Annotated in this window: 14 protein-coding genes, 1 pseudogene and 1 riboswitch; of the genes and pseudogenes, 3 read left to right on the plus strand and 12 right to left on the minus strand. The window is 71.3% G+C overall.

Annotated elements, in window-relative coordinates; translation table 11 throughout:
• Positions 1–33: 33 nt before the first annotated feature.
• A complete protein-coding gene (locus AC1UKG_RS08935) occupies positions 34–168 on the minus strand; it encodes a hypothetical protein (RefSeq protein ID WP_018814942.1) in 135 nt (44 codons plus the stop codon).
• 407 nt (positions 169–575) lie between these two features.
• Here AC1UKG_RS08935 and AC1UKG_RS08940 point away from each other — a divergent pair, with 407 nt between their 5' ends.
• A complete protein-coding gene (locus tag AC1UKG_RS08940) occupies positions 576–1,967 on the plus strand; it encodes a right-handed parallel beta-helix repeat-containing protein (RefSeq protein WP_018814943.1) in 1,392 nt (463 codons plus the stop codon).
• Between the two features lie 62 nt (positions 1,968–2,029).
• Here the strand turns inward: AC1UKG_RS08940 and AC1UKG_RS08945 are convergent.
• The 5 genes and pseudogenes from AC1UKG_RS08945 to AC1UKG_RS08965 all read right to left on the minus strand — a co-directional run.
• Positions 2,030–2,182: pseudogene (locus AC1UKG_RS08945) on the minus strand (zinc-binding dehydrogenase); the annotation flags it as partial.
• 19 nt (positions 2,183–2,201) lie between these two features.
• On the minus strand, positions 2,202–3,485 hold the full coding sequence (serS, locus tag AC1UKG_RS08950) for a serine--tRNA ligase (protein WP_018744754.1): 1,284 nt from the start codon (positions 3,483–3,485) through the stop codon (positions 2,202–2,204).
• A 96-nt stretch (positions 3,486–3,581) separates the two neighbouring features.
• On the minus strand, positions 3,582–4,751 hold the full coding sequence (locus tag AC1UKG_RS08955; RefSeq protein ID WP_018814944.1) for a saccharopine dehydrogenase NADP-binding domain-containing protein: 1,170 nt from the start codon (positions 4,749–4,751) through the stop codon (positions 3,582–3,584).
• Between the two features lie 25 nt (positions 4,752–4,776).
• Positions 4,777–5,949 (minus strand): alcohol dehydrogenase catalytic domain-containing protein, encoded by a 1,173-nt coding sequence (locus AC1UKG_RS08960; RefSeq protein WP_018744752.1) that lies wholly within the window; start codon positions 5,947–5,949, stop codon positions 4,777–4,779.
• Positions 5,946–6,329 (minus strand): hypothetical protein, encoded by a 384-nt coding sequence (locus AC1UKG_RS08965; protein ID WP_080641959.1) that lies wholly within the window; start codon positions 6,327–6,329, stop codon positions 5,946–5,948. Before AC1UKG_RS08965 ends, AC1UKG_RS08960 begins: the two co-directional genes overlap by 4 nt.
• Before the next feature lie 203 nt (positions 6,330–6,532).
• On the opposite strand from AC1UKG_RS08965, the gene AC1UKG_RS08970 reads away from it, so the two are divergent.
• The gene (locus AC1UKG_RS08970) at positions 6,533–9,400 is read left to right on the plus strand and encodes a winged helix-turn-helix domain-containing protein (RefSeq protein ID WP_482642296.1); all 2,868 of its coding nucleotides are present in this window, start codon (positions 6,533–6,535) and stop codon (positions 9,398–9,400) included.
• Between the two features lie 104 nt (positions 9,401–9,504).
• On the opposite strand, the gene AC1UKG_RS08975 is transcribed toward AC1UKG_RS08970, so the two are convergent.
• Positions 9,505–10,053, minus strand: coding sequence for a thioredoxin domain-containing protein (locus tag AC1UKG_RS08975; RefSeq protein ID WP_026271612.1), 549 nt, complete (start codon positions 10,051–10,053; stop codon positions 9,505–9,507).
• A gap of 551 nt (positions 10,054–10,604) precedes the next feature.
• On the opposite strand from AC1UKG_RS08975, the gene AC1UKG_RS08980 reads away from it, so the two are divergent.
• A complete protein-coding gene (locus AC1UKG_RS08980; RefSeq protein ID WP_018732862.1) occupies positions 10,605–10,967 on the plus strand; it encodes an STAS domain-containing protein in 363 nt (120 codons plus the stop codon).
• Between the two features lie 73 nt (positions 10,968–11,040).
• Here AC1UKG_RS08980 and AC1UKG_RS08985 read toward each other — a convergent pair whose 3' ends face one another.
• From AC1UKG_RS08985 to AC1UKG_RS09005, 5 genes are all read right to left on the minus strand, one after another.
• Complete coding sequence (locus AC1UKG_RS08985; protein ID WP_482642333.1) at positions 11,041–12,114, minus strand: coiled-coil domain-containing protein; 1,074 nt, start codon at positions 12,112–12,114, stop codon at positions 11,041–11,043.
• Between the two features lie 15 nt (positions 12,115–12,129).
• Positions 12,130–12,254: riboswitch (cyclic di-AMP (ydaO/yuaA leader) on the minus strand.
• A 16-nt stretch (positions 12,255–12,270) separates the two neighbouring features.
• Positions 12,271–13,512 (minus strand): IS701 family transposase, encoded by a 1,242-nt coding sequence (locus AC1UKG_RS08990; protein WP_482642271.1) that lies wholly within the window; start codon positions 13,510–13,512, stop codon positions 12,271–12,273.
• Between the two features lie 275 nt (positions 13,513–13,787).
• On the minus strand, positions 13,788–14,702 hold the full coding sequence (locus AC1UKG_RS08995) for a cation diffusion facilitator family transporter (RefSeq protein WP_018744747.1): 915 nt from the start codon (positions 14,700–14,702) through the stop codon (positions 13,788–13,790).
• A 135-nt stretch (positions 14,703–14,837) separates the two neighbouring features.
• The gene (locus AC1UKG_RS09000; RefSeq protein WP_026271613.1) at positions 14,838–16,955 is read right to left on the minus strand and encodes a UvrD-helicase domain-containing protein; all 2,118 of its coding nucleotides are present in this window, start codon (positions 16,953–16,955) and stop codon (positions 14,838–14,840) included.
• Between the two features lie 96 nt (positions 16,956–17,051).
• Complete coding sequence (locus AC1UKG_RS09005; protein ID WP_018744745.1) at positions 17,052–17,969, minus strand: alpha/beta fold hydrolase; 918 nt, start codon at positions 17,967–17,969, stop codon at positions 17,052–17,054.
• Between the last annotated feature and the right edge of the window lie 20 nt (positions 17,970–17,989).

Below are 17,989 nucleotides of genomic sequence, written 5' to 3' on the forward strand. Positions count from 1 at the left end.
GGCGAAAGGCTGCTGGCGCGGGCCGGTGGGAGGTCAGCCCGAGCAGCCCGGGACGTTGACGCAGTTGTTGGGCCGGTTCTTGACCACAACGGTGCCGGTGGCGGTATTCAGATTCACGGTGCCGCCCGCAATGGTGAAGATGCCCCCGCCGTCGTCCTGATGGTGCATCGCGGTGTCGTGTCCTTCCCGTCAGCGACGAGAGCCGACGGACCGGGTGGCCTCCTCGGCGATCGACGTGTGTTGGTGGCAGCCACCCGCACGCTAGCTGCACGATCGCCGGAAAGAGATATGAATCTGGAAACTTGCTCGAAGTGGACATAGGTCGTCGACTCGACGACGGTCGGCCTCGGGGTTGGCGCCACGGACTCTTGTACCGATATGAGGAATTTTGCGGTGAAATAGCCTCATTATTCGGTTTCGTCGGCTTTAACTGTTTGTGCGGCTGGACGGCCGCCCCACCGCTTCACCAGGAGCGCGGACCGACCGACACGAAGGTAGATCACATGCTGGACCAAGCACGCCCAGCGGGAAGGCCCCGTCGGCGGCGCCTCACCCGGACCGCGACGACGCTGGGGGTGGCGACTCTCGCTGGCTTCGCGACCGTGGCCGCCACCGGATCCATGAGCCTCGCCCAGGCGCCAGGAGCGGTTGCCCGAGCCTCCCTCCCCGGGAGTGACGGCAGCAGCGCCCCCGGCAAAGGTGGCCCGGAGCAGCACCGAAGCGGCTCCGCAAACAGTGACCAGGGAGATGACAAGAACGCTGCCGGCAACCCAGGTTGGAAGCGGGATGCACACGGTGACGGCAAAGCCAAGGGCACCCCGGTGCCCTGCGACCCCAACGCGCTGATCGCCGCGATCACCGCGGCGAACCAGGCCGGCGGCGGCACGCTCCGCCTGGCCGAGAAGTGCACCTACACCCTCACCGTCAACCAGGACGACAACGGACTGCCGCAGGTCTTCCAACCCATCACGATCCACGGCCAGGGCGCCACCATCATCCGGGCCGCCGCCGCCGACAACTTCCGCATCTTCGAGGTCGTCACCGGCGGCGACCTCACCCTCAAAGACCTCACCGTCGCCGGCGGACAGGTTACGGACCTCAACGGGGGCGGTATCACGGCCGGCGAAGGCACCCGCCTGACCCTCGAACGGGTAACCGTCCGCGACAACATCGCCACCGGTGCGAATAGCGAAGGTGGCGGAATCTACAGTGACCGGAGCAAGGTCACGATCACCAAGAGCACCATCACCCGCAACACCGTCGGCGGCGACGGCGGCGGCTTCTACAACGACAACGCCGCTGTCTCGATCAGCAAGTCGAAAGTGACCCACAACACCGCCGACGACGGCGAAGGCGGCGGATTGGTCAACGACGACGGAAACGCGACCGTGAGCCACGCCGTGATCAGCGACAACACCGCGGTCAACGGCGGCGGAGTGCACGGCGACGGCGACCTCACCGAGATCGTCCACAGCACCATCACCCGCAACACCGCCAGCAGCCTCGGCGGCGGCATCTACGACGACGGCGACGAATCCCTCCTGCTCCAGCACGTCAAGGTCACCGACAACACCGCCGTCTCCGGCGGCGGGCTCTACCTCGTGGAGGACATCGGCGCCACCATCGAGGACAGTAAGATCGTCTACAACACCGCCACCACCGGCAACGGCGGCGGCATCGACATCTCTGGCGCAGAAGACGGTGACCCTGTGGTGGCCCTGCGCCGTACCACCGTCTCCGGCAACCAGGCCGGGGAAGTCGCGGGTGGCATCTTCTTCGACCCGTTCAACCCGACCACCGTCCTCACCCTCACCGACGTCCGCGTCACCGACAACCTCGCCCAGAACGAACCCGGCGGCGTCTACAACAACGGCGTGATCAACGTCTTCGGCAAGGTCATCATCATCAACAACCGACCCACCAACTGCGTCGGCAGCCCCAACCCCGTACCCACCTGCTTCGGCTGACCGATCCACCACAGCTGACGCCCCCGGCAAACGCCGGGGGCGTCAGGCGTGGCAATGACACCCAGCGCGACACCGCCGTCTGTTGCTTCCCGCACCTGATCGATCCAGTCCGGTCGGGTGTAGTCGACAGCGATCTCCGCGCCCAGTTGGCGGGCCAGCGCCAGCTTGGCGTCGGTGGAAGCGGCGGCTACCACCCGCGCCCCGGCGTGGTCGGCGGCGGTGATCCCGGCGGCCTCAGCGCGGGGTGAGCCGGTCGGTGCCGAGGCGGTCCCGCAGCACCTCCGGCACCAGAACACTCCCGTCGGGCTGCTGGAACTGCTCCAGGATCGCCGGGAAGAGGCGGCTGGTGGCCAGTGCCGAGCCGTTCAGCGTGTGCACGAAGCGGGTCTGTTTGCCGCCCGGCTCGCGGTAGCGGATCGCCGCCCGCCGGGCCTGGTAGTCACCGCCCCAGGAGACCGACGAGACCTCCTTGTATTTTCCGGTGCTCGGCATCCAGACCTCGATGTCGAGGGTCTTGCGCATCGCGGCGCTCGAGTCGCCGGCCGCGAGCAGGCTGCGCTGGTAGTGCAGGCCCAACCGCTCCACCAGGCCCTCGGCGTGGGTGACCATCGCCTCCAGCGCCGCGTCGGCCTGCTCCGGCAGGACGAATTGGAAGATCTCCACCTTGTTGAACTGGTGACCGCGCACGGTGCCGCGCTCGTCCGAGTGCGATCCGGCCGCCTCCCGGCGGTAGCACGGGGTGTACGCGAACACCTTCAGCGGCAGCTTCGCGGTGTCCAGGATCTCGTTCTGGTACGCCCCGAGGATCGCCGTCTCGGCGGTCGGCAGCAGGAACTGACCGCGGGGGGCGGACTGCCGGCCCAGGTGGTAGACGTCGTCGTAGAACTTGGGGAACTGCCCGGCGGCGAAGCCGGCGGTCTCCAGCAGCAGGTGCGGCGGGAGTAGGAACTCGTAGCCGGCCGCGATGTTCTGGTCGATCAGCCAGTTGACCAGCGCCCACTCCAGCCGGGCGCCCAGGCCGGTATACATCCAGAAGCCGGAGCCGCCGAGCTTCACGCCCCGCTCGTGGTCAACCAGGCCCAACAGTCGGCTCAGCTCGACGTGGTCGCGCACCTTCTCGATCGCCGGTGGCTCGCCGAAGGTTTTCACCACCCGGTTGGCCTCCTTGCCGCCGGGCACCACGTCTGCAGCGGGCAGGTTCGGCAGCTCGCTCATCCGCGCCCGGAGCTGCTCCTGCACCTCGCCCAGTTCGGTCTCCAACTCGGCGAGTTGCCGACGACCGGCCTCGGCCACCGTCGGCTCCGGCTCGCGGCCGGCCCGCTTGGCCTCCGCGTACGCCCGGGCTTCCGCCTTGCGGCGCTGCCGCTCGCCGTCGATCTCGGAGATCAGACTGCGCCGCTGCTGGTCAAGCTGCGACAGCTCGTCCAGCGCCTGGCTCACCTCCGCCGGGTCCAGTCGCTTGGCCAGCGCGGACGCCACCGCGTCGCGATCTTTCCGGATCAACTCCATGTCGAGCATGCTGCTCCGTACGCCTCCGTCCGGGTATCAGGTGGACCACCAGATGCTACCGTCGCGGGCCCACCGCCCCCGGCCTGCCCTCAGCGTCGGCTCCGGTTACCGCACGCGGAAGGTGATGCCGGCGCGTTGGAGCCGGTCGAGCAGGGCATCGCCCATCGCGGTGACCGGGGTGACCTGGCCGGTGGTCGCTGGCAGCTCGTCCAGGGCGAGGCAGAGCGCCGACTCGGCGAGCATCTTCGCCGTCTCGTCGTAGCCGGGGTCACCGCCCGCCACCTCGGTACGCACCTGCTGCCCACCGCTCGCGGCCAGGAACTGCAGCTGGAACCAGGAGCGGGCCCGTCGTTCGGGGCTCGGGCCCTGCCCGGGGCTGAGCCGACCGAACAGCCAGCGCCGGGTCGGCGGCAGCTTCACCAGCACCGTCACGGCGGCGATCCCGGCGGCCCCGGCGAGCAGGGTGGGGAGCCGCCGGACCGCCGCGAAGTGCCGGTAGCGGAAATCCGGCCCGTACTCCGGGCGGGCGGCTGCGGAGCGGCGGACCACCTGGGGGTCGATCGTCGGCAGCGGCACCATCCACATGCCGAGTTCGGGGGAGCGGGCGATCCGCCCGGACACCGCCCGGGCCCGCCGGCCCTCCGGCCGCGGCTCGACCGCCCGCCGGGCCGCGGCGGCCCGGCTCGTCTCGCCGGTCCGCGAGAACGCGGTCAGGGCCGAGTGGTAGGTGCCGCCGGAGAAGCGCCCTCCAGCCCGGACGAAGCCGTCAACGCTGATCGGCGCCCCCGTCGGGAGCTGCTTGAGCGTGAACCACACACCCAGGTCGTACGGGATCGAGTCGAAACCGCAGGTGTGCACCAGGCGGGCGCCGGTGCGTACCGCCGTCTCGTGGTGTCGCGCGTACATCAGGTCGACGAACTCCGGCTCGCCGGTGATGTCCAGATAGTCAGTGCCGGCCGCGGCGCAGGCGGCGACCAGCGGCTCGCCGTGGTGGATGTACGGGCCCACCGTGGAGGCGACCACCCGGGCGCGCTCGGCCACCGTCCGCAGCGACGCGGGGTCGGTGACATCGGCGGTGAGCAAGGGTAGCTCGGTGAGCGTTGAATCGATAGCGGCGAGTCGACTCCGGACGGCGGCGAGCTTGTCCGGGTTCCGCCCGGCCAGCGCCCATCGCAGCCCGGGTGGCGCGTGTTGGGCCAGGTATTCGGCGGTCAGGCTCCCGGTGAAGCCGGTGGCGCCGAACAGGACGAGGTCGTACGTCCGCTCCGGAGGCATCTGCTGAGTCTGCCACCTGAGGTGCTCATCCGGCAGGGGGCAAATCCGGACTGAAGACGGCCCGGACGCAGTCGTCCCGTCGGTCCCGGAACAGCGTGTACCCGCGTGCCGCCTCCTCCAGCGGCAGTCGGTGGGTGGCCAGGTGCTCGGTCCGCAACTCGTCGCGCGCCATCCGCTCCAGCAGCGTCGGTACCTGCCCGGCCCCGTGCTGCCGCACACCCCGCACCCGCAACCCCTTGGCGCCGACCGCTTCCAGCGGGAAGGCGTCCACGTGCCCGGTGAGCTCGCCGAGCACGACCACGGTGCCGCCCTTGCGGCAGGCGTACACCGCCTCGCGGACCGCCGGGGGGCGCTCCGCCGCGCCGGTGAACCGCTCGGCCAGGGAGCGCGGCCGTCCGTTCCAGGCCGGTCCGACCGCCTCCACGCAGATGTCCGGCCCCCGCCCGCCGGTTCGTTCGCGCAGCTCGGCGGGGACGTTCGTGTGCGCGGGGTCGACCGTCTCCGCGTCCGTGTACCGCCGTGCCATCCGCAACCGGTCCTCCTGCGGATCCATGACTATCACCCGGTCGGCGCCGAGCAGGATGGCCGCACGGGCGGTGAGTTGACCGACCGCCCCGGCACCCCAGACCGCCACCACCGCTCCAGGGCGGACTCCGCCCAACTCGGCGGCGAGCCAACCGGTGGGGGCGGCGTCCGCGGCGAAGAGCGCCCGTTCATCGCTGACCGCGTCGGGGATCGTGTACGCGCCGACATCGGCGTACGGGACGCGGACGTACTCGGCGTGACCACCGGCGAACCCGCCCGCAGCGGTGGGTCGCCCGAAGGCGCCGGGCACGGCTTGCCCGTATGCCAGCTCGCTCGCCTCCGGTGCCGGGTTTCCGTTGTCGCAGCACCACGGTGCGCCGGAGCGGCACTGCCAGCAGGAGCCGCAGGCCACGGTGGAGCTGACCACCACCCGGTCCCCGACCCGGTGCCGGCGTACCTGCGGCCCCACCGCGACGACCTCGCCCAGGAACTCGTGCCCGAGTACCTCCCCGTCGGCCAGGTACGGTGTCCGACCGGCCAGGAGCGGCAGGTCCCCGCCGCAGGTGCCGCTCAGGCGTACTCGCACGATCGCGTCGTGGCCGTTACGTAGCTCCGGGTCAGGCACCTGCCGGACCGCGACCTGGTCTGTGCCCGTCCAGCACAGCGCCCTCATCCGGTCGGCCCCCGGTCGGTCGGCGACCGGTCGGCGCGGAGCACCTCGCCGGTCTCGGTGAGCTGCTTGGCCTGCCGCAACGCGGCCCGTACCACCCGGTTTGGGTGGTCGCCGGCCACGTGTGCGGCGAGGCCCGGAAGGGTCGCACCAGGACGGATCCGCGCGGCCAATTCGGTACCCCGGCCCGCAGGTGCGGGCCGGCTGTCCACCTCGACGGCGCGGCCGAGTCGGCGAAGCGGTTCCGGCCATCGCCCCCCGGGCAGCACCTCGTTGGCTGGCCGGTTTACCGTCACCACCTCCCAGCCGCCGGTCGGCCGGGTATCGGGACGCGGGTCAACCGGGCGGGCCCGCCGTCGGGCATCGGCGAGTCTCGCCAGCATCTGGGCGGCGGTCCCGGCCCGCCTCGTGCTGTGTTTCACCCGCGCCTCCCGTCCGTCCGTCACTCAGTTTCGTCACCCGGTCTGACGCCCTCCTGCCAGCATCGGCTCAGCCTGGGTGAAGCGGGTTCCCCCGGAAGGGGTGAACCGCCACCGGCCGGGTAACCGCAGGGCCTGGGGAGAACGTGTCCGATGGGGGTGGGCCGATGCCGGAGGAGCGACGGCAGACCACGGCGGCCATGGGACCGGGCACGCCACTACTGGCGTCTCGGCTGGCCCCGGGTCCACTGCCCGGACCGGTGGTGCTCCGGCCCCGGTTGCTGCGGCGGCTCGACGAGGGGACCGCCGTACCGGTGACTCTCGTCGCCGCGCCGGCGGGCTGGGGCAAGACGACGTTGCTCACCTCCTGGTATCAGGCCGTCATCAGCGGTGACCCGGTCCGGGACGGGCCGGTGACCCGCGCTGCCGAGGGGGGGCGGGCCGGATCGCCGACGAGCGTTGGGACGGGGGAGCCGGACCTGTCCGAGTCAGGGGAGCCGGACCTGTCCGAGTCGGGGGCCGGCCGAGGCCGGCCGGACCTGGGCTGGGTCTCGGTGGAGGCTGGTGACGACGGCGAACGCCTCTGGTCGTACCTGGCGGCGGCGCTGCAACCCGCGGTGGGGCCGCCGCGATCGGCGGCGAGGGAGGGCCCGCCCCGTCCCGACCAGCTGGAGGTGCTGGCCGCGGCACTTGCCGCGCGGGAACGGCCGGTGCTGCTGGTCCTGGACGACCTGCACCGGGTCACCGACCCGGCGGCGATCGCCGGATTGGAGTTCCTGCTTCGCCACTGTGAGCAGCGGCTGCGTCTGGTGGCCGGGGCTCGCGCCGGGGTGCCGCTGGCGGTGCACCGGTGGCGGCTGGCCGGCGAGCTGACCGAGCTCGGTCCAGACGACCTGGCCTTCACCGGCGACGAGGTCGCCGACCTGCTGACCGCACACGGCACGGCCCTTCCGGCGGAGGGGGTCCGGCGGCTGCGCGAGCGCACTGGTGGTTGGCCGGCGGCGCTTCGGTTCGCCGCGCTCGCCCTGCCCGGGCAGCCGGACCCGGCCCGGTGGGTGGGGCAGCTCGGCGGCGACCAGCCGGACATCGCCGGCTACCTGCGGGAGGAGGTCCTTGGCGGGCTGGATTCGGACGACCGGGAGCTGCTGCGGAGCACGGCGGTGGCGGACGCCGTCTGCGCTGGCCTCGCCGAAGCGGTGACCGGCCGCCCGGACACCGGGGCGAGGCTGGCCGAGCTGGCCGGCGTCGGCGGGGTACTGCGGCACGACGACGGCCGTCCCCCCTGGTACCGCTGCCATCCGCTCCTGGCCGACCTGCTCCGTGCCGAGCTGGCCCGGCTGCCCACCGTTGACCTGCGGGAGCTGCACCGGCGCGCCGCCGGTTGGTACGCCGACAACGGGCGGCCCGCCGACGGCCTGCGGCACGCGCTCGTGGGCGGCGACTGGGCCGGGGCCACCGAGCTGTTCCGCACGACCTGGCCGGAGCTGGCGCCGTACGACCGGGAGGGTGCGGTCGCACCACCACCACCACCACCACCACCACCGGCCGAGACCATGGCGCGGGATCCGGAGCTGGCCCTGGCGTGCGCGGCGGAACGGGCGTACGCGGGGGACCTCTCGGCCGCCGAGGGGTACCTGCGCCTGGCCGGAACAGTGGGGGGCGGCGAGCGTGCCCAGGCCGATGAAGCGTCGGTGCCCCGCGGGGAGCGCTTCGCCCGGTTGGTCGCCGCGGTGGAGCTCGCGGTGGTCCGCTGGTCCGACGACGGTCCGGCGGTACGCGCTGCCGCCGCCCGGTTGCTCGCCACCCACTCGGCAACGCAGGCATCCGGGGGTCAAGACCGCCGGCCCGCCGCGCCGGCCGTCGCCGAGGCACTGGACTCCGCCGTCGAGGACGCCGACGGATGGGCTGTGGCGGGCACCGCGCTCGGCTTGGTCGATGTCGCCGTAGGCGAGCTGGACCGCGCGGAGCGACAGCTGGCGGCGGCGTCCGTGGCCGCCCGGGCCGCCGGATGGGTACGAACCGAGCTGGCCGCTACCAGCCGGATGGGGCTGCTGCGCGCGATCCGCGGTGACCTGCGGCAGGCGGAGACGGGGGCCCAATCCGCGCTGGCCCTCCCGCCCGGCCAGGGCTGGTCCTGCCGGACCGACTGCGGGTTCGCGTACCTGGCGCTGGCCGTGGTGGCGCTGCTGCGGGACCAGCGGGAGGAGGCAGCGGCGAACCTGGCGTTGGCGGAGCCGGCGACCGGGGAGCCCGCCGCCGGGGCGGTGGCGGCGCTGTGCCGATCCCACCTGTTACGGGACGCCGGTGACCTCGTGGGCGGGTACCGATTACTCGTCGCTGCCCGGGAGCAGCTGGGGGGTCCTCGCGGGGAGTTGGACCGGTGGCTGCGGGCTGCCGAGGCCGACCTGCGCGCGGCGCGGGGTGACCTGGACACCGCCCGGGAGCTGCTCGCCGGGGCGGGCCCCGAACTCGCGGTCGGCCTCGCTCGGGTGGAGCTGCGGGCCGGAGATGACCGGACGGCCGAGGCGGCCCTGCCCGACTGGCAGGCAGCCGCGGCGGCGGACTGGCCGTTGCTGGTACGGGTGGAGGCCGCGGTGCTGAACGCGGTGCTGGCCGAGCGGGCGGGGGATACCCGACGGGCGCACCGAACCCTCGAGGCCGCCCTCGACCTGGCTGGCGCGGAGGGGGTCCGGCGGCCGTTCACGCGCGGCGATTCGGAGGTGTGGGACCTGCTAACAGCCCATCTGGACACGGGTACGGCGCACTGGTCGGCGGTGAGCGAGTTGGTGCGCGGGGCGGCGGGGCCGGCCGAAAAGGCCGAGCCTGCCGGGGCTGCGCTGGCCGAGCCGCTGACCGAGCGGGAGGTGACCATCCTGCGCTATCTCCAGAGCATCCTCTCCAATGTGGAAATCGCGGCAGAGCTGTCATTGTCGATTAATACCGTGAAGACGCACGTACGGAACATCTACCGCAAACTCGACGCTACCCGCCGCCGTGAGGCCGTCCGCCGGGCTCGGGACCTCCGGCTGATCTGACAACGGCCCCAGACCGCTTCCGGATCGTGTCCCCGTCCTGGTCCCCAGCTGCACCTGCTGCTGGCCGCCGCGGGGCGGCGGCCAGCATCGGCGAAGCGCGCCGATCATTCCCGGCAGGCGGCGTCAACCGCGGCCAGCAGGTCGGCGAGCTCGTACCCGCCGTTGTGTCGGGCACCGTTGACGAACAGGGTCGGGGTGGCCTCCACGCCGCTGCGGATGCCGCCGACGAAGTCTCGCCGGACCCGGTCGCCGTGGGCCTGCTGTTCGGTCTCGGCATCGATTTCGGCAGCGGAGAGGCCGAGCTGTCCGACGCCGAGCGAGAGGTGCACCGGGTCGAGCTGGTCCTGGTGTTCGTACAACCAGTCGTGCATGTCCCAGAATCGTCCCCGGATGCCGGCCGCCTCGGTGGCGTGGGCGGCATTCTCCGCGTACGGGTGCAGGTTGGAGATCGGGAAGTGTCGGTAGACCAGCCGGACCAGGTCGGTCCGCTGGCGGAGTAGTTCGGTGAGATTGGCGTAGGCCACCCCACAGAACTGGCACTGGAAGTCCGCGTACTCAACGAGCGTCACCGGCGCGTCCACCGCTCCCCGGACGTGGTCGCCCTCCGTCACCGGGGTTCGGAGGAGTGGGGTGACCTGGTGTGGGGTCGTCATCACCGCACCACCCAACAGTTGCCGCGTGCCGACCAGGTCGGCACGTTCGGATCGGTCATACCTCCCACTGTCGCTGGTGGCGGGGTGAGGGCGGCTCACCCGGCCCGGATGGTTCCCGAGCATGCAGCGCCGGCGCGACCAGCTGGTTGTGGGCCGGCCGAGGCCCACGTGCCCGCGACCACGCCGGGCGGCCGGGGTCTGCGCGTTTCGTCGCATCGGGCCGCTACATTGGGCCGTGACTGTTTCGGGTCTCGGGCACTCCGGCCCTTGACTCGGGGGGTTGAGAACTGTTCGGGTTGACGACTGTTCGGGTTCTGAGCTGTTCGGGTTGTGAGCTGTTCCGGATGGGAGATGGTCGGGTTGGGAGCTGTTCCAGTTAAAAGTCAGCTCCGTAACCGGAGGGTGAAATATTCGGAAAAGAGCGGCCTGGCATTCGAACCCCAAGAATTGCTCATCCCAAGGGGTGGCGACCGAGTGTGCCGGAGGAATACTCTCGGTCGCGGCCCGCGTACTGATGAGGTGCCTGTTGGTGGGCGAGTGGAGGTGCTCACGTGAGCCTGTCGATCGTTAAGGCGGTCCTACCCGGGAGCGTCATGGAGATCTCGCCGCGTGGTGAGATCGATGTCGACACCGCGTACGAGGTACGTGAGGCGGTCGCTGAGGTCCTGGCGAAAGGCCGTCCTCGCCGCATCGAGTTGAACATGCGGCTGGTGACCTTTATCGACTCTGTCGGCATCAGCGCGATGGTCGCCGGCTTCCAGACCGCAGAGGTGAGCGGCGTGAAGCTGGTGATGACCGAGCCGAGCCGGTTTGTGCACCGGCAGCTCTGGGTTGCTGGTCTACTCGGCCTTTTCGGCGCCCCCGAGCCCTACATCGAGGGGGCGGCGGCCCCAGAGGTCCTGCCGGGGGCCTGAGCCAGCCTGTCCCCGGCGGTGTTCGGGCCGGGAGTTGTTCGCCAGCGGAGGGCTCCCGACCCGAACACCCGGGTCAGTAGACCGACAGGTGCACGTGGTTGGTGTGGTCGCTGGACGGGTCGCCGGCGGCCCCGCTGTACGATTTCCACCCACTGCTGGGCAACCAGATCTGTCGATACCAGATCACGTAGAGCACCGCGAGCTGGTCGGCGTTGTCCACCAGGAACGCCGCCAGGTTGTTGCCGTATGTTCGGTCGCCGCCGGTGGCGTCTTTGCCGAAGCCGTCCTGCTGAGCGGCGAAGTCGCAGGCCCGGCCCTTGGGGTGCTCGCCGGAGCTGCCGGAGCGGAAACAGGACACGTAGCGGGTGAAACCTGCCGCCTTGGCCTCGTTGAGCGCATGCAGCGTTCGCGGGGTAATGCAACCGTCCGCCGGGGTGGGGTCATTGACGCTGCACGTTTCGGCCGGCCAGGAGCCATCCGGGTTGCGTGGGGCCGGGGCCGCCTGGGCCGAGTTCTGGGTGGTGTTGGTGTTGGCGGCTGCGGCTGCGGCTGCGGCTGCGGCGCGGGCCTGCTCATTGGCGACCGTCAGCGCCTTTTCTGCCTGCTCTTTGCGCTGGGCCATCAGGGCCTCTTGCTTGCGCTGTTCGATGATCTCGGCTTCGACCGCGCGAGTGTCCTGGGCGATCTGCTCCTGGGTCTCCTGCAACTCCTGGAGGGCCTGGTTTTCGTTGGCGACCACCGCCTCCAGCGCCGCGACGCGGTCCAGGAAGTCCGCCGATGAGGTGTTGTCGAGGAGCACCGACGCCGTGCGCAGTGGACCAGTGCGATAGGCCTGGTCGGCGATCTGCTCAACCAGCTTGGTGCGCTCGGTGTGCTCGGCCTTGGTGGTCTTGAGTTGGGCGGCGAGTTGCTGCTGCCGCTGCACCGACTCGGTCAGCGCCCGCTTGGCGTCCAGGTATCCCTTGCTGGCTGCCTCCAGCTCGGCGCGAAGGGCCGGGGTACCGCCCTCCGGGTCGTCGGTCACCGCGTTCTGGCGGGCGGAGGGGGCGGCTACCGCGGGGCCGGCCGGGGCGAGGCCGGCACTGAGGGTGAGGGCCAGGATAATCAGGGCCGCCACTCGGGCGGCGCGGTGTCGTGCGGGTGCCACTGCTGGCATATGCAGATGTCCTTCCGTCAACCACCGACCGGGTTAGCTGACGGGTTCGGGACGGAAGATCCCTACCGCTGACGCGGATGCACCCCAAGGTACCTGGTTCCCCGGTTCACCCTGGCGGGTGATTAGTACTCCAGCCGGGGATTGTGATCACGGTTCGGTGAGGGCTTGTCGGGTGTAGTGGCTGGTCATGGCTCGTGCTTGGTGACGGCGTCGGCGTACGGACCAGAGCAGTGGGTCGCAGCGGCGGCGGCCGGGTTCGATGATCAGGGTGTTGAACAGGTGGCGTAGTTCGTTGACGGTCAGTGCGATCAGCCCGGCCGGGTCGGGGCGGCTGCGGTGCGTGGTCGCGGCGGCGAGGAAGGCGTGGGCGAGGATCGCCAGGGTGGTCCAGCGGTGCCAGGACGTCCAGCGGCGGTTCTGGTGCTGGTCCAGGCCGAGTTCGGTCTTTGCGGCTTGGAACGACTCTTCGATCTTCCAGCGGCGGCCGGCGACCAGGACGAGGCTGCGTAGCGGGACCACCTCGGGTGCCCAGCAGCGGTAGAAGGCCAGCTCACCAGTGCGGCGGTTGCGGCGGATCAGCAGCCAGTGGTGCCCGCCGTGGGTGTCGGCGGCGTGCGGCAGTGCCGTGAAGGACCAGTCGTAGTAGCGGTGTCCCTTCGCGCCTCGACCCGCGGACACCCGCTGCCAGGCGGTGGCAGGAAGACCGGCGGCGAGGGCGTCAACGCGGGAGACGCCAAGCCCGGTGATCACCTGATGTGAACAGGCCACGGCTAGGACGTAGCCCAGTCGTAACTGACGCAGCCGTGCGCTCAGGCGCGGATCGTTGCCGTAGGCCTCGTCGCCGGCTACCCATCGGCATGGCAGCCCGGCGGTGACCGCTGCGGCAATCATCCGAGACGCCAGCTGCGGCTTGGTCGCGAACCGCACCTGCTCAGGGACACCGGCCTCGGTACGGCGCTCGGCGTCGTCGCACCAGGACTTGGGCAGGTACAGCGCCGTGTCGAGCATCGCGTGACGAGCGTCGGTGGCGTAGGCGAGGTGCACGGCGACTTGACAGTTCTCAATCTTCCCGGCGGTGCCTGAGTATTGCCGCTGGACGCCGACGGTGTGCCGGCCCTTCTTCAGATCGCCCGTCTCGTCGATGACCAGCACAGCCTCGGCATCACCGAGGTGGTGGCCGACGAAGGCGCGGACATCGGCCCGCACCTGCGCATCGTCCCACTTCACCCGGGTCAGCAGGTCCTGCATCCCGTCCGGACCCGTGTCACCGGCATGCTCCGCGATCGTCCAGCAGTTCTTCCGCGGCAACGGCGCCAGCAAGCCCCGGACAAAGTCACGCACCCGACGGCGAGGCTCCGGCCTGCGGAAACGCTGCCCGACCGTCAGCATCAAGTCGTCGAACAACACCCGCCACCGCTGGGCGTCTACCCTGTATCCGGCAGCCACCGCTGCATCATGGTCAGTCCACACAACCGTCCATGATCGGCGGTGGCTGCCCTCGTTCCCGCATCGCATCAAACCCCAGCTCAGTCAAGGTCAACAACCCCGGCTGGAGTATTAGGCAGCGGCCCCGCCGGCACCGGTGGGTGCCGCCTGGCGCAGGCCGGCTCAGAGCCTAGCCGGTGTTCCTGAGGCGGGTGTACCCGGCAGTTGAGCACGAATTGCTACCACGCGACGGACCCGCAGTCTCCGCTGTCCGGCCCCGATTCGACCTGTAGCGTCGTGTGCTCGATTCGGAAGTCCTCCTTCAGTGCGGACCGGGCGGCGCCCAGGACCGCGCCGACGTCGGCGGCGGGGGCGACGGTGAGGTGCGCGGAGGTTACCTCCATGCCGGAGGTGAGGGTCCAGATGTGCAGGTCGTGCACCTCGTTCACCCCGGGTACGGCGACCAGCCGGTCATGTACCGCGGTGACCTTGAGGTGTTCCGGCGCGGCCTGGACCAGGATGCGTAGGGCTGCCCGGCCCAGCCGCCAGGTCCGCGGCAGGATGAACACGCCGATCGCCACTGCTACGAGCGGATCAGCCCATCGCCAGCCGGTGCCGGCGATGACCAGTGCCGCCGCGATCACGCCGAGGCTGCCGAGCAGGTCGCCCAACACTTCGAGGTAGGCGCCCTGGATGTTGATGCTCTCCTTTGCGCCCGGACGCAGCAGCGCGAAGGCGACGATATTGGCGAGAAGGCCCAGGATGGCCACCACCAACATGGGCCCGGTGCTGACCTCGGGCGGATCGCCGAAGCGGCGGACGGCCTCCACCAGTACATACACCGAGACGGCGGAGAGGAGCAGGGCGTTGGCGAGGGCGGCCAGTACCTCCAGCCGGTAGAGCCCGAAGGTGCGCTGCGGATCCCCACCCCGGCGTCGGGTAGCGGTCAGTGCGGCGAGGGCCATGCCGATCCCGAGGACGTCGGTGAACATGTGCCCGGCGTCGCTGAGCAGGGCCAGAGATCCGGTGCGGACGGCGGTCACCGCCTCCGCCACCATCAGGGCGGCGAGCAGGGCGAAAGCGGCCCAGAGGCGCCCCCGGTGCCGCTGCCCCGCGTTGGCTACCGCCCCGTGGTGGTTGTGTGCTGCACCCACTCGGACACCTTCCGCCGGCGGTCCGGTCCTGTGCCCAACTTATGTTCACATCGCGATGTGTGGAGCAACCTTCCCCTGGGCGGTGCGAAACGGTCGAGCACCGGCCACCGGACAGGTCGACCGTGGTGCGTCCGTTCAGCCGGACAGGTCGACCGTGGTGAGTCGTTGGGTGGCGCGGGACAGCGCGACGTACAACGTCCGCACGCCCGACCCCGGCTCCGCGCGGATCTCGCCCGGGGCGACCAGGACGACGCCGTCGTACTCCATGCCCTTGGCCTCCAGGCTCGTCACCACCTGCAACCGGGGCGCGTCGAGCCCGTCCAACCAACCGGCGACCTCGGCCCGGCGCGGCACCGGCGTGATCACGCCGACCGTGCCGGGGACCTCGGCGAGCAGGGTGTTGACCGCTGCCAGCACGGTGGTCTCCAGCTTCGCCGGCGGCACGCTCAGCCGCACCGGGGCAACCCCGGTGGAGCGGACGGCGGTCGGCAGCGGGAGGTCCGGGTCAACCTGGCGGATCTCGGCCGCCGCCACCGCGAAGATCTCCGCCGGGTTGCGGTAGTTGGTGGTCAGGGTGAAGTGGTGCCGGGCGCGCCGGCCGAGCGCCTGGTCGCGGGCTTGAGTCAACTCCGCCGGGTCGCCGGTCCACGCCGTCTGCGCGGGGTCGCCGACGACGGTCCACGAGGCCAACCGCCCCCGGCGGCCGATCATGCGCCACTGCATCGGCGACACATCCTGGGACTCGTCCACCACCACGTGCGTGTACTCGCGATAGTCCTCGGGGCGTTCCCGGGCTGCCTCTCGGGCGGCGCGCTGCCGATCGGCGAACGTGCTCAGCTCGCGTACCCCGCCCGCTAGCTGGAACGGGTCCCGCCGGGGCCGGGCTGGCTTCATCGGCTTGCCCAACAGGGCGTCCAACTCATCGAGCAGCGCGACGTCGGCCACGGTCAACCCCAGGGCGGCCCCGGCCCGGTACGCGTCGCCGAGCAGCCGGACCTCGTCGGCGGAGAGCACGCCCGCGGCGTACCGGCGCAGCCGCTCGGGCGCGGCCAGCCAGCCGAGTACGTGCCGCGGGTGTAGCCGCGGCCACCACGCCTTGAGAAACTCGCGGAAATCCGTCCGGTCGGCCAGCTCGTCCTCGAACGCCCGCTGCTGCGGCAGACCGGGAATGCCCAGCTGCCGGGCCTGCGCCCAGAGCGCGGCGAAGACGCCGTCGAAGCCGACCCGGCGTACCTCGTTGCGCCGCGCCCCCCGTCGTAACGCCCGATCGCGGATCGCGTTCAGCTCGCGACTGTCCACCCGAAGTAGCTCGCCCCGGTAGAGCAGCCGCAACTCGTCCGGGGTGCCCGGCGCTGCGTCCCGGGCGGCCCGCTCCAAGACCCGCCGCATCCGCAGCGAGCCCTTCACCGCGGCGACCTCCGGTGGGTCGGTACGGGTCGCACGCAGCCCCGGGAAGAGCCCACCGAGCGCGGCCAGGGTGGCGGTCTCCTCGCCCAGCGACGGCAGCACCGACCCGATGTACTCGACGAACACGGCCGACGGCCCGACCACCAGAATGCCCCCGCCGGCGTACCGGCTGCGGTCGGTGTAGAGCAGGTACGCCGCGCGGTGCAGGGCCACCGCTGTCTTGCCGGTCCCCGGGCCGCCGGAGACCACGGTGACACCGGAGCCCGGGGAGCGAATCGCCTCGTCCTGCTCCCGCTGGATGGTGGCCACAATGTCCCGCATACCGCGTCCGGTCGCCTGGGACAGGGCGGCCAGCAGGGCGCCGTCGCCGACCGTCGTCATCTCCGGTGGAGTGGCAGCCGGGTCGAGCAGGTCGTCCTCGACCCCGGTTACCCGCTCTCCGCTCGAGGAGATCATGCGGCGGCGAATCACGCCCAGCGGCTGCGCCGGGGTCGCCTGGTAGAAGGCGGCGGCGGCCGGGGCCCGCCAGTCCACCACCAGCGTCCCGGCATCCTTGTCCCGGATGCCGAGGCGGCCGATGTGCAACACCTGCCGGTTGTGCAGGTCGAGTCGGCCGAAGACGAGCCCCTCGTGCTCAGCGTCGAGCAGGTACCGGCGCTGCGCCGCGTGGAAGACCATCGCATCCCGCTCGACCAGCGCGCCGAAGTTGCCGACCCGGGCCAGGCGATAGCCGTCGGACTCGGCGCGGACCGCCGCTTGGCGCAGCTCGGCGAGGCGTGCGTACACCCGGTCCAGGTGCCGCTGCTCGACGGCGATCTCCTGCTCCAGCTCGGTCCGGTCGGTCAACGTTCGTTCCTCCTGGGCGTCGGCGACCAGCGCGGTGGTCAACCGCACGAGAGTACGCCCCGGCCGTGTCCCGGATGTTTCCGGTGCGGTGCGGCCCTACCGGACGACCGGCGTGGGGCCGTCGAGAACCTGGCCCAGCACCCCGGCCAGGGCGGAATTCACCGCGCCGGGGCGTTCCAGCATCAGCAGGTGACCGGCTCCGGGGCACACGATCCGTCGGGTTCTCGGCAGTGCGGCCGCGATGGATTCGGTACACGGCAGCGGGGTCAGCCGGTCTCGATCGCCGACCAGCGTGGCGCTCGGCAGGTGCGCCAGGGCGGTCAGGGTCGCCAGCCGGTGTTGGGCCCCGATCGAGGCGCGGAACCCGCCGATCGAGCGGAGCGACGCGTGGGCAACGGCGTGGGTGACCAGGTGAAGGTCGGCCGGGTGGTACCGGTCGCCGAAGAGTATCCAGCGGATACTGGGCCGGAGGGCGCGGAGTAACGGCCGGGGTGGCGGCCGGGTTCCGCAGCGGGCCAGGAGCCCGGCGCCGGTGCTCTCCGCGAGCCGGATCAGCCGGGCGACCCGGGGCGACAGGCCATAGACGGTGTGCGTGTCCCCCTCGGCGGTGGTGGAGACGAAGACCAGAGCGGCGACGCGGGCGGCGAAGTGCGTGGGGTGGCGGTGGGCGTACTCCATGATCGTCATTCCGCCCATGGAGTGGCCGATGAGCACCACCCGCCCGGTCGGGATGACCGCATCCAGTACCGCCGCGAGGTCGTCGCCGAGTTGGGCCAGGGTGGCGGTGGGCAGCGTCATACAGCTGGATCGCCCGTGCCCGCGCGCGTCGTAGGTCACCACCCGTACCTGAGCGCCGAAACGGTCTCGTAATTCGGCGACCTGCCGGTGCCAGATGCTTCCGTCCAGCGTCCAGCCGTGTAGCAGCACGGCGGTCACCTCGGCGTCAACCGGACCGTCGGTGTCGATGTGCAGGCGAACAGCGTCCGCGAGGTGGAGTTCCCGTACGTCCGGCATCGCCGCCTCCCTGGGCCGCG

The sequence above is a fragment of the Salinispora sp. CH2A1_6 genome, from assembly GCF_056820975.1.

What these genes read in the sequence shown, in the direction of transcription:
- AC1UKG_RS08935 (WP_018814942.1), bottom strand. Translation starts at nt 168, where the DNA reads ATGCACCATCAGGACGACGGCGGGGGCATCTTCACCATTGCGGGCGGC.
- serS (WP_018744754.1), bottom strand. Translation starts at nt 3,485, where the DNA reads ATGCTCGACATGGAGTTGATCCGGAAAGATCGCGACGCGGTGGCGTCC.
- AC1UKG_RS08955 (WP_018814944.1), bottom strand. Translation starts at nt 4,751, where the DNA reads ATGCCTCCGGAGCGGACGTACGACCTCGTCCTGTTCGGCGCCACCGGC.
- AC1UKG_RS08960 (WP_018744752.1), bottom strand. Translation starts at nt 5,949, where the DNA reads ATGAGGGCGCTGTGCTGGACGGGCACAGACCAGGTCGCGGTCCGGCAG.
- AC1UKG_RS08965 (WP_080641959.1), bottom strand. Translation starts at nt 6,329, where the DNA reads ATGCTGGCGAGACTCGCCGATGCCCGACGGCGGGCCCGCCCGGTTGAC.
- AC1UKG_RS08970 (WP_482642296.1), top strand. Translation starts at nt 6,533, where the DNA reads ATGCCGGAGGAGCGACGGCAGACCACGGCGGCCATGGGACCGGGCACG.
- AC1UKG_RS08975 (WP_026271612.1), bottom strand. Translation starts at nt 10,053, where the DNA reads ATGACGACCCCACACCAGGTCACCCCACTCCTCCGAACCCCGGTGACG.
- AC1UKG_RS08990 (WP_482642271.1), bottom strand. Translation starts at nt 13,512, where the DNA reads ATGCTGACGGTCGGGCAGCGTTTCCGCAGGCCGGAGCCTCGCCGTCGG.
- AC1UKG_RS09005 (WP_018744745.1), bottom strand. Translation starts at nt 17,969, where the DNA reads ATGCCGGACGTACGGGAACTCCACCTCGCGGACGCTGTTCGCCTGCAC.